The 13,125-nt window shown below is 55.7% G+C and carries 15 protein-coding genes; 8 read left to right on the top strand and 7 right to left on the bottom strand.

What is annotated here, in order from left to right:
- Nucleotides 1–431: 431 nt before the first annotated feature.
- Complete coding sequence (locus CWM57_RS05860; RefSeq protein WP_074386271.1) at nt 432–1,064, top strand: DNA-binding protein; 633 nt, start codon at nt 432–434, stop codon at nt 1,062–1,064.
- On the opposite strand, the gene CWM57_RS27160 is transcribed toward CWM57_RS05860, so the two are convergent.
- Entirely contained in the window at nt 1,043–1,231 is a 189-nt protein-coding gene (locus CWM57_RS27160) for a hypothetical protein (RefSeq protein ID WP_133122269.1), read from the bottom strand. The two genes, CWM57_RS05860 and CWM57_RS27160, sit on opposite strands and share 22 nt — an antisense overlap.
- Before the next feature lie 466 nt (nt 1,232–1,697).
- Between CWM57_RS27160 and CWM57_RS05855 the strand changes: the two genes are divergently transcribed.
- Complete coding sequence (locus CWM57_RS05855; RefSeq protein WP_061155017.1) at nt 1,698–2,384, top strand: EAL domain-containing protein; 687 nt, start codon at nt 1,698–1,700, stop codon at nt 2,382–2,384.
- 129 nt (nt 2,385–2,513) lie between these two features.
- Nucleotides 2,514–2,924, top strand: a complete 411-nt coding sequence (locus CWM57_RS05850) for a Spy/CpxP family protein refolding chaperone (protein ID WP_074386270.1) — start codon at nt 2,514–2,516, stop codon at nt 2,922–2,924.
- Between the two features lie 75 nt (nt 2,925–2,999).
- Here the strand turns inward: CWM57_RS05850 and CWM57_RS05845 are convergent, their stop codons facing one another.
- A complete protein-coding gene (locus CWM57_RS05845; protein ID WP_016160696.1) occupies nt 3,000–4,502 on the bottom strand; it encodes a UbiD family decarboxylase in 1,503 nt (500 codons plus the stop codon).
- A 120-nt stretch (nt 4,503–4,622) separates the two neighbouring features.
- On the opposite strand from CWM57_RS05845, the gene CWM57_RS05840 reads away from it, so the two are divergent.
- On the top strand, nt 4,623–5,513 hold the full coding sequence (locus CWM57_RS05840) for a LysR substrate-binding domain-containing protein (RefSeq protein ID WP_074386268.1): 891 nt from the start codon (nt 4,623–4,625) through the stop codon (nt 5,511–5,513).
- 6 nt (nt 5,514–5,519) lie between these two features.
- Here the strand turns inward: CWM57_RS05840 and CWM57_RS05835 are convergent, their stop codons facing one another.
- Nucleotides 5,520–7,304 (bottom strand): sensor domain-containing diguanylate cyclase, encoded by a 1,785-nt coding sequence (locus CWM57_RS05835; RefSeq protein WP_100675754.1) that lies wholly within the window; start codon nt 7,302–7,304, stop codon nt 5,520–5,522.
- A gap of 72 nt (nt 7,305–7,376) precedes the next feature.
- On the bottom strand, nt 7,377–8,585 hold the full coding sequence (locus tag CWM57_RS05830) for an HD domain-containing phosphohydrolase (RefSeq protein ID WP_100675753.1): 1,209 nt from the start codon (nt 8,583–8,585) through the stop codon (nt 7,377–7,379).
- Between the two features lie 309 nt (nt 8,586–8,894).
- Between CWM57_RS05830 and fraE the strand changes: the two genes are divergently transcribed.
- The 4 genes from fraE (at nt 8,895) to CWM57_RS05810 (ending at nt 12,631) form a co-directional block, all read left to right on the top strand.
- Entirely contained in the window at nt 8,895–9,938 is a 1,044-nt protein-coding gene (gene fraE / locus CWM57_RS05825) for a fructose-asparagine asparaginase (protein ID WP_074386265.1), read from the top strand.
- Between the two features lie 656 nt (nt 9,939–10,594).
- Nucleotides 10,595–11,509, top strand: a complete 915-nt coding sequence (gene lpxP / locus CWM57_RS05820) for a kdo(2)-lipid IV(A) palmitoleoyltransferase (RefSeq protein ID WP_061155012.1) — start codon at nt 10,595–10,597, stop codon at nt 11,507–11,509.
- An 89-nt stretch (nt 11,510–11,598) separates the two neighbouring features.
- The gene (gene leuE, locus CWM57_RS05815) at nt 11,599–12,237 is read left to right on the top strand and encodes a leucine efflux protein LeuE (protein ID WP_061155011.1); all 639 of its coding nucleotides are present in this window, start codon (nt 11,599–11,601) and stop codon (nt 12,235–12,237) included.
- 130 nt (nt 12,238–12,367) lie between these two features.
- The gene (locus CWM57_RS05810; protein ID WP_004203731.1) at nt 12,368–12,631 is read left to right on the top strand and encodes a DUF2534 family protein; all 264 of its coding nucleotides are present in this window, start codon (nt 12,368–12,370) and stop codon (nt 12,629–12,631) included.
- Between the two features lie 59 nt (nt 12,632–12,690).
- Here CWM57_RS05810 and CWM57_RS05805 read toward each other — a convergent pair whose 3' ends face one another.
- The 3 genes from CWM57_RS05805 to CWM57_RS05795 form a co-directional block, all read right to left on the bottom strand.
- On the bottom strand, nt 12,691–12,816 hold the full coding sequence (locus CWM57_RS05805; protein WP_012542130.1) for a hypothetical protein: 126 nt from the start codon (nt 12,814–12,816) through the stop codon (nt 12,691–12,693).
- A gap of 119 nt (nt 12,817–12,935) precedes the next feature.
- On the bottom strand, nt 12,936–13,010 hold the full coding sequence (gene yoaJ, locus CWM57_RS28395) for a protein YoaJ (RefSeq protein WP_004892898.1): 75 nt from the start codon (nt 13,008–13,010) through the stop codon (nt 12,936–12,938).
- Nucleotides 13,010–13,111 (bottom strand): YoaK family small membrane protein, encoded by a 102-nt coding sequence (locus CWM57_RS05795; RefSeq protein ID WP_004150782.1) that lies wholly within the window; start codon nt 13,109–13,111, stop codon nt 13,010–13,012. The genes yoaJ and CWM57_RS05795 overlap by 1 nt, the downstream gene beginning before the upstream one ends.
- Nucleotides 13,112–13,125 lie beyond the last annotated feature (14 nt).

Genomic DNA, 13,125 nt, shown 5'->3' with positions numbered 1-13,125 from the left:
GTTAAACCTGTGGCCGCGCGTTTCTCCTGGATGCCATGAGGCGCGGGGCAACCCTGCGGCGCGGGTTGATGATAGACATTTTATGATGACAAATTGATGACAGTGAAATGAACGTACAATAGCGCCGGGGTTTCTTTTCACTAAATAATGTTATTCGGTGGCTGTTAAGGCAGAACTTAACTACTTTATGGTGATAGGGCGTCATTTGGCGATGGCTAACAGTGAGGGAGCAACGATGCAATTACTTGATTTATTCGCAGGTTTATTGTGGTTAAGCAGCGTTATTTTCCTGCTGTATGTCCTTGATGTGGTCATCACCCGTTATCTGTATCGTAAATAACCGGGAAGGGGATGCGCGAGGGCGCTCGGCATAGGGTACTGCGCCAGAGGATGTTATTATGACGCCGGACTGATTCAGAAAGGAATGCGCGGTGGCCGGGAGAATTGATTACGATATTGAAAAATACCAGTTTACCGAAGCCGGTGAGTCGCCACGGCTCAGAGCGCAGTGGCGTGAGGTCTATCTGGAGTGTCGTCAGCTGCAGGCTGGGGCTGAGGAGCGTCTGCGCATTGCGCTATTGAACGTCGACTATGTCACCAGCTTCGAACTGCCTTTTCGCCTGCTGCTGGTGCGCGCGCCACAGCTGATCGCGGATTTGCGCGAGGCGCTGCAGCTCAACCGTAAAGCCGCCGTTTTCAACGGCAAACGTTACGGTTGTGTCTACAGTCTGAAGCAGGATTTACAGGCGATTCCGGAGACCTTCCAGTACCACCTGTCAAACCGTATCCGTCGCGTCGATCCGCAGGGACCGACGGCGGCCCCGTACCAGCAGATTGCCCGCGAGATAAAGCCGGCCCGGGAGCGACTTCGCCATGCGCTACTTGCCGGCTTGCCGGTTACCGCGCTTGATGCGCTATTCTGGTTCGGCAGTCAGCGGGTGGCGGCGGACATTGCGCAATTGCGCCGGTCCGGCATGGGAATTGTCACCGAAGAGGTGGAAGTCAGCGACAATCTGTTCAACAGCCTCCGACGGGTACCGGTTTATCGTCTGACCAGCGAATGATGCGGTGAGCCTTCGCCCAGCCGTTGCTTTTGCAGGCAGCTCACCATTGCCCCGTCAAACCAAACGCACTGCATTCTGCCGGTGTGCCGCGGCGCAGGTCCCAGCCACGCGCTGGCGATGAGCATGAATAGCATCAGCCCCAGCGGAATCACGTTTATTTTTTTCACTGCCTGTCATCCACTTCACTCTTCCTCGTTGCAGGGTAGCGGGAAAGTATGACGTTTTGTCGACGGGATCACATTTTTTTATTGAGGATTCATGACATGCCAGGCGAAGAGGCGCCGCAGAGACCGGCGTTATTCATATTCGGCATAATGATATGACTAAAATTGGCGGCTTGTATTTTTCATTTTTATTACACCTCACTTTTTTACCTGGCGGGACAACGCGTGAAGTGACCATGCTTTACGCAGATTGCTCTGGTAACTGGCTGGTTTGAAACGATATTTTAATTGACATTTAAGAGGGTGTTACAGCAGTGGCTAATTTATATTAATTCAATTTACCGATCAATAAATTATATCTTGATAGCTTTTAACTATCGAATGATTATTATCGATCACTTTAAACTATTTTTGTTGGCGGAAAATATATGACATGCTTTAACCCTTTCTTATTTTTGGTATTTTTTAAATGGTTGAAGAAAACGTGAAAAATACCTCTTATCGCTTCGTTCTGGAGCCCGCTATTAGCGACGATGGCGGCTACCACTCGTGGGAATTGCTCACTAAAGATATTATAGCACCTGCACAAAATACCACCTCTGCGTCGACGTTTTCTTTCTCCACGCTCACCGAACGCGACAAGCTTGCTCTATTTATTCGGCAAATCGAGTTACTTTCCGTATTTGATTTCGCCCGGGTCGATAATAAGCCGATATCGCTGAACATTGATGATTTATTAAGCCACTTTATTCTGACGGATCGCTATCTCTGTGATTTCCTGCGCTCCTGTAAACACATTGCTCTGGAAATAAATGAGAACTTTCACGAGTTTATCGCCGGACGTGAGCTGACGGCGCTGAGCACGCTGGCGGCGCTTTGCCCGGTCTGGCTGGATGATTTTGGCCGCGGACGGACGTCCTTCCCGCTGCTCGAGCGCTTCCGCTTCGATTGCGTCAAAGTGGATAAAGATTACTTCTGGGATAAAGAAAACGACCCCGCTTTTCCCGGGCTGTTGCAGTCTATTCATACCCTGACCAGCCATGTGATCGTTGAGGGTATTGAAACCGAAAAGCAAAAACAGTTAATCAGCGCCGCCGGGGATATCATTGGACAGGGCCGTTACTGGAAGGATGAATATATCTTTCTGTGCTGCTGACTCGGGATCTGATTTCTGTTTCTTACCATCCTTTTTTTATCCAGTTTTAAATTAACCCTTTGTTACAGATAGTCTTTATTAGCGCAGTGATAATCGCCTCTCATTTTCTTTTCTGAAGGATCATTCACTGTGAATACTTGCTTGCGTAACACCCTGCTCGCCATTGCGCTGACCACCTGCTTTACGGCAGCCAGCCAGGCGTCGACCTCCGCCGACGTACCGTCTGTCTCGCAGGATCCGGTCGTCCAGCACCTGAAGCTGAGTGAAGAGCAGGTCGCCAAAATCCAGGCGCTGCGTCAGGGATTCGAAAATAATGTAAGCCAGATTAAAATCAGCGGCTATCAGGATGGTGCCCTGGCAGACGTTATTCACTCCGGAAAATGGGATGACGCTAAGGTCAAACAGCAGCTGGCCGCCTTTGGCCAGCTGGACCAGCAGGTGCGGTATTATCGTGTGAAATACTACTTCGACGTGAGCCAGGTGCTGACCCCCGAGCAGCGTGAGCAGGTGAAAAAAGACCTCTCCGCTGCGATCAACTAACCCTGCCTCAGCCACCCGCTGCAGGTGATACTGGCTCGGAAGATGCCGCCGTGCTCCGGCGGCTATCACCTGATTTTACTGACCGTGGTTTTTTTCCAGCCGGGCAAAATACTCCGGCGCAAACGGACGCGGATCGACATCGGCAAACGGTGCGCGTTCGAAGTGTGATTTTAACGCCCACGGCACCGTGCAATCGAAAATCGTCTTGCAACTGATACCCTCTCCGCGGATCGACGGGCTGTATGCCGGGGTCTGGGAAGGATCCAGCTGGTGACCACGGATGCCGGGGATCGTCGTGATGCTGACATCCCCCTGCATGCGGGTGGTCATCGCCCACAGGATATCGTCGCTGTCAAAGATATCGACATCTTCATCGACCAGAATGATATTTTTCAGCTCGGAATAGGTCGCCAGCGCTACCAGCGCGGCCTGCCCCTGACGCCCTTCGTCGGCGGGCTGGCGTTTTTTCACCTGCAGGATCCCGAGGAATTTGCCGCCGCCCGCGGTGTGGGCGTAGACATTTTGTAAAAAGCCCGGGATAGCGGCTTCAACGGCATTCCAGATACTGGCTTCCGTTGGCAGCCCGGCGAGGGTGGTATGCTCTTCGCCCGGCCCTACCAGCGTCTGCAGAATCGCATTGTTTCGCATGGTCACCGCTTTGACTTTAATGACTGGCAGCGATGGATTGGCACCGCCGCAGTAGCCAGGAAACTCCGGCATCGCGTGGCCGCTGTTGGTGTGCTGATCTTCTCTGACGCGTACGCCCGGCAGCAGTTCCCCTTCGATAACGATCTCGGCGCGAGCGATGGCTTTCTCCGGGACGCTGACGCCCTGTACCAGCTCTACCGGACGCTGACGCAGCGCGCCGGCGACGCCCAGTTCGTTATAGCCAAACGGGGTGGTCGGCGCTTCAAAGCAGGCGCCGATATAGATAGCCGGATCGAGACCCATATTGATGGTTATCGGCAGCGGTTTGCCAGCGGCCTCGGCTTTCTGACGAAACACTTCGATATGGCGGCCAGCGGCGAGAAACATCGACAGCTCATCCCGGCCCTGGACGCACAAGCGGTGGATGGTGACGTCGGTGAGCGAGGCGTCGTCGGGATCGCTGGCCAGCGCCAGGCCCAGGCAGAAGAAGGGACCGGCGTCGATCGGGGTGTTGGTGGGCGCCGGGAGCAGGGTGCGCAAATCAAAATCCGGATCGTCGGCCAGAAAGACCTGTTCCTGACAGGGGGCGCTGCTGGCCGGAACGACCACCGGCGCGACGGGTTTTTTCACCGCTTTGCCTACTTCCAGCGCCAGCTGTGAGGCTTCGCAGCCCAGCAGCAGCGCGGCCCGCTGGCGGCTGGCGTGCATGCCCACCAGGATGCGCGAGTGCGGATAGCCCTTAATATTGTTAAACATCATCGCCGGGCCGATGCGGGTGGGGCGCTTCACGGTGCCGCCCGCGCCGATGTGGCGATAGACGCCGGCCAGCTCTGCGTTAGGGTCAACCGGATGATCGGTTTCGAGGTACTGATTGTCATGCTGTTGCAGCAGCGCGATAGCGTCGCGCAGATCCTGAATCGGTGCGGTCATGATGTTCTCCTTAGCGTGTCGATGCGGATAGTATGCTTCGCAGGCTAATGGTTATCAATTGCATCATTCATGCGTTATTGATAATATTTTTATTATCAATTTACTCCGCGGAGTTCGGCCATGTCTTTTCGCGCGTTACGCCATTTTGTGGTCGTTGCTGAAGAATTACATATGCATCGGGCGGCGGAGCGGTTACATATCGCCCAGCCCGCCCTCAGCCAGCAGATTAAACAACTCGAGCAGCGCCTGGGCGTGGTGCTCTTCTCTCGCGCTAACCGGCGCTTGACCCTTACCGCCGCGGGCGAGGCCTTCTTGCAGAAGACGCGGCTGGCGCTGGAGATGGCCGATCAGGCGGTCCTGGACGCCCAGCGCACCGCGCGAGGCGAGCAGGGGAGATTGCATCTGGGCTATGTCTCCAGTGCGATGTATGACAGCAAACTGCCGGGGCTCCTGCGCGAGCTGCGCACCGACTGGCCGGGGATTGAGCTGTCGCTGGTGCAGGGTGATGTGCAAATGCTCTACGAAGCGCTGCTGGATCTGCGTCTGGATATCGCTATCATCCGCGCGCCGCTGGCTTCACCACCGGACGCGCTGGTGGTTAGGCCATTTGTGCGGGAAAAACTGTGTCTGGCGCTCTATCAACAGCATCCGCTGGCAGGCGTGGGGGCGCTCAATCTGGCCTCGCTGCGCACTGACAACTGGATCTCGCTTGACGATCCGCAGGGCACCGGACTGGAGCAGGTGTTTATTGACGCCTGTCGCGTCGCGGGCTTTACGCCGCAGGTGGTGCAGCGAATTAACGACGTCACCTCGATGATTAGCCTGGTCTCCGCTGGGGTGGGGGTGGCGCTGGTTCCGGTCTCGGCGCGGGCCTTACGCCTTGATAACGTGGTGTATATCGATCTCCAGGACCGGCTGGCGGAGAGCGAGCTGAGCATGGTTTACCACCGCCATATCCGTTCGGCGGTGGTGCGGAAAGTTATCTCGCTGCTCAATGCCGCTGAGCCATAATCCCGTTTAGCCGGTCTTCAGGCGACCAAAGCTGACAATTCTTGAGCGGCCCAGCTCTTTCGCCCGGTACAGCGCGGCGTCCGCTGCGCGCAGCAGGCTGTCGCTTTGGGTGTGCTGCGGGTAGCTGGCGATGCCAATCGATACATCCACCTGGCCTATCTCGGTCAGACCATCGCGCAGCGTCATATTGTGCACCTGGGTGTAGATCTCGCTGGCGCACTGGTGTGCCTCGGCTTCGTCAATGCCGGGGAGCAACACTAAAAACTCCTCGCCGCCGTAGCGGAAAGCCATGCCGATATCGCGCACCGCGCGCTGCACAATGGTCGCGACGCTCTTAATCACCAGATCCCCGGCCTCATGGCCGTAGCGGTCATTGATGGCTTTGAAGTGATCGATGTCAATCATTAGGCAGCTCAGCGGGGTGTGGGTATGGACCGCCAGCGCCATCTGCGAGTGCAGCGCTTCGTCAAGATGATGGCGGTTACGCAGGCCGGTCAGCGAATCGAACAACGCTTTTTCCAGCAGGGCGCTGCGTAAACGCTGATTGGCGAGCGCCAGTCCCAGCGCTTCGGCCATCAGCTCCAGGTAAGCCCGGGAAGGGGCGTCACTGGCGGTGACGTTCTGAAAGCTCAGCAGACCGATCGCTTCGCCCTGGGCGATGAGCGGTACGCAGAGCGACTGGCCGGCGTGCGCCTCCGGCAGATGATAGCAGGTGATATCGGGCTCACCCTGCACCGGCGGATGGCTGAGTCCCCGACGTATCGCCCAGCAGTCGTCGGGAGCAAAGGGCGTCGTCTCCTCGGCGGGCGACAGCCACTGCGCCACGCAGCGCATCTGCCACGGATCGGTATCCAGAATATACAGTTTACCGGGGATCGTCGGGGCGATGTTCGGCGCGAACAGCTCCGCCACCTTAATCACATCCTCAATGGTTTCACAGCCCTGCAGACGCTGGGTCATACGCGCCAGCAGTTCACGGATCGCCCAGTCGGCGTCGCGTTGCTGTTCCAGCTGCTGGCGGGCCAGACCGTTCTCGCGAAAAATGCGGATAGCCTGAGCCATATCGCCAATCTCATCCACCTGGGTGAACTGCGGCGTCTCCACCGCATAATCCTGGGAGGCGAGACGCTGCACCACATCGCTCAGGCGCACCACCGGATACAGTACCCGGCGTTTGAGAATGAAGCCGAGGACAAACAAAAACATCAGGGCGGTCAGGCCGACCATGATTTCCGACAGGGTGCGCCAGGTCCGCGAGCGCTCGGTGGCCTGGTCAATGGCGGCGGAGGCGCGATGCTCAAGCATCAGGCGGAAGTGATCGATCTGCGTCTGCATTCGTTCCAGTTCGGTCTCATACGCTTTGCCGTACAGCACGGCGATGGCCGCTGGCGCATCGCCGCGGGCGACATGCGTCAGGGCCGCCTGCTGCTCATCCTGCAGCTCATCGGCGATCTGCAGGCCATCGTGCAGTAGCGCCAGCTCCTCGCGGCTGGCGCCGTTATCTTTCAGCCTGGCCAGCCGCTGCTCAATGCTCTTGTTGGCCTGCTGCAGCTGCTGATATTGCGTAAGCGTCTCCGGCGAAGGCTTAACCACGTACAGCCGGGCGAGGTCAGACTGCGCCCAGGCGTCGTTTTCCACCTCGTCGGAGAGGGTATCAAAGGCCTGGCGCTGCTGTACCGCCTGGCGTTCGACGCGGTCGGCGCTGGAGGCCATGAGCATGGCGCTGCCGGATGCCAGCGTCAGGCCGACGGTGATCCCGTAAGCCCAGTTGGTGATGGTGGCGATTCTCACCCTGTATTTCCTTGCATGCAGATGAAGCTGTTTTAATTATAGAACTCGCCCCCCGCCTTGACGGGGCCCGCTTCAGGGGCGGTGCTCGCTGCGGGGGTGTTCGAGGGCCTGAAGAATGATGGCGTGCAGCGTTTCTGCATGGTGGCGCAAAACGAGAAAGACATCGCTATCCAGAGCGCCATTTATAACATCCGCTTCGATGATCTGTAAGGCCTCCTGCCAGGCCATCCCTTTGCGATAAGGGCGATCTTCGGTCAGCGCGGTGAAAATATCGGCGATAGAGATAATACGGTCGGCGAGGGTCAGATGATTTTTTTCGAGATGCAGAGGGTAGCCGCTGCCGTCCAGTTTTTCATGGTGATTCGACGCCCAGTTAATTATGTCGCCAAGTTCGCTGTAGTCGCTGAGGATCTCGCCGGTCATATAGCTGTGCTCGCGCACCTGGTTCAGTTCGTCCTCATCCAGCTCGCCCTCTTTTTCGAGGATGGAGAGCGGGATATAGACCTTGCCAATATCATGCAGGTAGCCGGCAATCTGAATTTGCTGGCAGGTGGGCTCCGGCAGCGGCATCCAGCGGGCAAGCTGGCGGGCAATTTCCCCCACCATGATGCTATGGCTGGCGGTAAAGCTGCTGTAGGTGTCGACAATTTTGGCAATCAGCAGGCAGACATCTTTCAGACCATGAATATCCAGATACAGCGTGTTGATAGGGGCAATGATCTCCAGCAGCCGTTGAATATGGCCGGGATGAAGATGCTGCCAGAAGTTCGCATTTTCAGCGACCTCACACAGCATATCGCACAGCGGTGGATCGATTTCCCGGTGCACAGACACGAACTGCTCCACTACTGCCCGCGTGGGCCAGGCGGCCACGTGACTCCCGGCAGGCAGCAGCCGTTCAAAGGCATCGGCAAAGTAGACAATATGCTGTTCGCGGCTACCCCGGTGGTCCGGGCTAAAATGGTGATCGCGAATGAAGGGGACAATGGGCAGAAAGGTTACTAACCCTTCCAGCATCGCCGCTCCCTGGCGCTGATGCGGATCGTAGATGTTATCGATGGCATCCAGCGAATGAATGGTGCGTTTATCTCCCAGCACGCCGATATCATGCAGCAGCGCGGCGCAAAAAATGGTCTGTTGCCGCTCGGCAGGCAGCCCCAGCCTCTGCGCCAGCGTTAGGGCGATTAAGGCCGTTCGTTGCATATGCCGGTGCAGTTCAGGGTTAATGATCTGAATGACTCTGGTCGTCAGCATCAGCGCTGACTTCAGGGCAATACGCATTTCTGTTCTCCGTACGCGTTACCTGGCGGGCAAAAATGACCTCGCGGGTGACGGAAGTGTCGATAATCTGATCGCAATGCGTGTTGTGTTGTTTGTTGCTGAACAGGTTAGTACCCAGAATGTATCAGGTTCATAGCGCCTGCCCGGTTCAGAGCCAGCCGTGCACCAGATTTGGGCGATGTTGATGCGAGAACCTTATTATTGTCTGATAGTTAACCATTTCCCCCCCAAAAAATAAATAAATTCTGGCAAGCCCTTTGCATTAAGCAAGCGTTAGTTTGATTAATGTCTATGAAGGGAGTGGCCTGTATGAATTTTAGAGCATTACTTACCATTGCGTTATTGACGATGAGCAGCCTGGCGTTTAGCGAGACGCGTCTACCGCATATCGTTATTTTAGCCACCGGCGGGACGATTGCCGGTTCGGCTGCCAGCAATACCCAGACAACGGGTTATAAGGCCGGGGCGATTGGGGTGCAGACGCTGATTAACGCCGTACCGGAAATGAGTAAAATCGCCCACGTCGAAGGCGAGCAGGTGGCGAATATCGGCAGTGAGAATATGACCAGTGACATTATTCTGGAACTCTCGAAGCGGGTGAATGCGTTATTGGCCCGGGATGATGTCGATGGCGTGGTGATCACCCACGGCACGGACACCCTCGATGAAACCCCTTATTTCCTCAATCTCACGGTGAAAAGCAACAAGCCGGTGGTCTTTAGCGCGGCGATGCGTCCGGCGACGGCGATAAGCGCCGACGGGCCGATGAACCTGCTGGAAGCGGTCACGGTCGCTGCCGATCCTGATGCCCGGGGACGCGGGGTAATGGTGGTGCTGAACGACCGCATCGGCGCGGCGCGCTTCGTCACCAAAACCAATGCCACTTCGCTGGATACCTTCCGGGCGCCGGAGGAGGGCTACCTTGGCGTCGTGGTGGGCGGAAAACCCCAGTTCGAGACGCGCGTGGATAAAATTCACACCCTGCGCTCGGTGTTCGATGTCCGCCAACTGAAGACCCTGCCGAAAGTGGTGATCATTTATGGTTACCAGGACGACCCGGAGTATATGTACGATGCGGCGATCGCCCATCATGCCGACGGTATTATCTATGCCGGAACCGGGGCGGGGTCGGTGTCGGTACGTAGCGCTGCGGGCATCAAAAAAGCGCAGCAGGCGGGTATCGTGGTGGTTCGCGCCTCCCGTACCGGCAGCGGTGTCGTGCCGCCGGATGACAGCCAGCCCGGGCTGGTGTCCGACTCCCTCAACCCAGCGAAAGCGCGTATTCTGTTGATGACCGCGCTGACGCAAACGAAAGATCCGCAGCTGATCCAGCAATATTTCCACACTTACTGATCCTCTGCGGCCAGGGCGTCGTTCACGCCTTCGCTGCGATTTGCCCCACAGTGACCCGATGTCGGGTCACTGTCCGCGCTAAATGCCGCGCTTTATGCATATAAGGCGTAAAGAAATATTTTTTTTACGGCGGGTGAGGGCGGTATTAAAGTGCAAACAACTGGCAAGACGCTTATTTTTAAAGCATCTTTAAATAAGTCTATTCTTAATTATTCCCTTAAGGCGATTTTAATATTCCTTATGCCGACGGATAAAAAATGTTTCACTCTGAAGCTGGAGCGCTTTAATTCTTTCGCGGTACAGCCGACTATCCTGGTGAGGCGGGCAGGCTGCGGGCCACGTGGCTGAGCGGGCTCAGTCCCCGGCAGACAAGGCGTTCTCGCGGCGGGTTTCGGTTATTCTGATAGTAACGCTGATGATTAGCGTGAAAATGATATGCACGATGAATATATTAAGAGAGGGGTAAGATTTAAGTTTACATTTGGTAACATATGTGCCGCAATTATGTTTTTTTGTCAGCAAGTTGTTTTTTACTTGCCGGAGTGAATTTCAGCGGATTAGTATTGTCGAAGTTGCTGTACGTACCGCCTAATGATGATAAATGGATTCTGTTTTCCTTAAGCGTTACCACATAATGAATGTTTACAGGAAAAATCATGGCCTGCGTATTTAATAAACAACTTTTACACCCGCGCAACTGGCTGACCTGGTTTGGGCTCGGCATCCTCTGGTTAATCGTGCAACTGCCTTATCCGCTGCTGCATTTTATTGGCACCAGCGCGGGTCGGCTCTCCCGACGCTTTCTCAAACGCCGCGAACATATCGCCCGGCGCAATATTGAGCTCTGCTTCCCGGACATGTCGCCGGCGGCGCGCGAGACCCTGATCGATCAAAACTTTATGTCGCTGGGAATGGGGCTTATCGAAACCGGCATGGCCTGGTTCTGGAGCGACGAGCGGGTCAAGAAATGGTTTGATGTCGAAGGATTCGCCAATCTTAATCATGCGCTTAGCGGCGGCAAAGGGGTGATGGTGGTCGGCGTGCATTTTATGTCGCTGGAGCTGGGCGGACGCGCGATGGGACTGTGCCGTCCAATGATGGCCACTTATCGTCCGCACAACAGCCCGCTGATGGAGTGGGTGCAAACCCGTGGTCGCCTGCGTTCGAACAAAGCGATGATCGATCGCAACAACCTGACCGGTCTGGTGCATGCCTTAAAATCAGGCGAAGCGGTGTGGTTTGCTCCCGACCAGGATTACGGTCCTAAGGGCAGCGTGTTTGCGCCGTTTTTCTCTGTCCCGCAGGCGGCGACCACCAACGGCACCTATGTCCTGTCCCGTTTATCGGGTGCGAAAATGCTGAGCATCAGTATGGTACGCAAGCTGGGTCGTAAGGGCTACAGTCTGCACATTAGCGAAGTGATGAATGATTATCCGGGTGAAGATAAGCAGATCGCCGCTGGCTATATCAACAAGGTCATCGAGCGCGAGATTTTGCGCGCCCCCGAGCAGTATCTGTGGGTACACCGTCGATTTAAAACCCGCCCGCTGGGTGAACCTTCCGTCTATTAACCTTCCCGCACAGGCTGCGCTTTCAAAATCCCGACAGTTGGGGTAACGTGAGCCGGATCATGTTTTAGTCGTGCGCGAAGGAGTGCAGAGTGTTCGCTGAGTTTGGTGTTCTGAATTATTTGACCTACCTGGTCGGGGCGGTGTTTATCATCCTCGTCCCTGGTCCTAATACGTTTTTTGTGCTGAAGACGGGCATTGCCCACGGCGTGAAGAAAGGCTATCTGGCAGCGGCGGGCGTCTTTATTGGCGACGCGGTGCTGATGTTTCTGGCCTTTGCCGGCGTGGCGACGCTGATTAAGACCACGCCGGTGCTGTTTAACGTCGTCCGCTACCTCGGGGCGATCTACCTGCTGTGGCTGGGGGGCAAAATGCTCTACGCGGTGCTGACCCAGCGCGATGGCCAGACCGATGCCAGCGCGGAGCCGGCGAGCGCGATCCTCAAGCGCTCTCTGACCCTGAGTCTGACCAATCCGAAAGCGATTCTGTTCTATGTGTCGTTTTTCGTGCAGTTTATCGATGTTAACGCCAAAGCGCCCGGCGTGGCGTTCTTTATTCTGGCGCTGACTCTCGAGGTGATTAGCTTCTGCTATATGAGCTTTTTGATCCTCTCCGGCTCGTTTGTCACCCGCTACGTCAAAACCCGTAAGAAGCTGGCAAAACTGGGCAACAGCCTGATTGGTCTGGTTTTCGTTGGGTTTGCCGCGCGCCTGGCTACCCTGCAGTCCTGATCCCCACGGGCCGGTTACCCGCTGACCGGCCCGCCGTCTCTTATTCTGCCCTGTAACAAAAACCCTTCATTTTTTATTGCATTGGTGTTACATATACAGCCGTTTATCGCTCAGCAAAAAGGAAGCCCCGATGATTCTGCAAAAACTCCTCAGCAATAAAAACTGCAAAAAATACTGTCTGTCGCTCGCGGCGGTGTTTGCTATCGCGCTGGCGGTAGTGGGGCGGGCGACCTTCGGGGGCGTGGTGAGCGAGTATAATATGCCGTACTCGGAGTGGACGACGTCCATGTTCTTCCTGCAGGGGGCGATGGTGACGGTTTACAGCATTGTCTTTACCGCGCTCTTCGCTATTCCTCTCGGCTTTATTTTCCTTGGCGACGAGCGCCAGGATTAAGCGTCAACGGGCGAACCGTGGTTCGCCCTGTCTTATCGGCCCATCAACAGCTTGAAGGATTAATCATCGTCATGATAGTGATGATGGTGGTGATGGCGATGGGCGTGGTACCCATCGTCAATAATGCATCCCGATAACAGCGTGCACAGCGCAATAATCAACGGTAACACGATCGGTTTTTTCATCCCTTACTTCTCCCGCTATTCTGCTTTCCCCGGGGCAGAGAATGCCGCGGTGGATAACGTGAGTGTAAAGGGTTAACTTGTTGATGGGATAGGATAACTCCGCAATATCGCCGCCGCGATCACCACCAGCCGAACTGGCTGCCAGCCACCGCCACGATGGCGACAACCAGCATGATAATGGTGCTTTTTTTCATTATGCCCCACCCGGCGCCGCATAGCCGCCGACGAAAAACCAGCCGAGAAAGACGACGGCGATGATAAAGATCGCCACCGGGAAAAGAATACCCAATTTCATGATAGTGTCCCTGT

Source organism: Klebsiella sp. G-Nf4 (assembly GCF_002810615.1).
In the GTDB taxonomy this organism is placed as follows: domain Bacteria; phylum Pseudomonadota; class Gammaproteobacteria; order Enterobacterales; family Enterobacteriaceae; genus Klebsiella; species Klebsiella variicola.
This window is presented reverse-complemented; position numbering and strand designations above follow the sequence as displayed.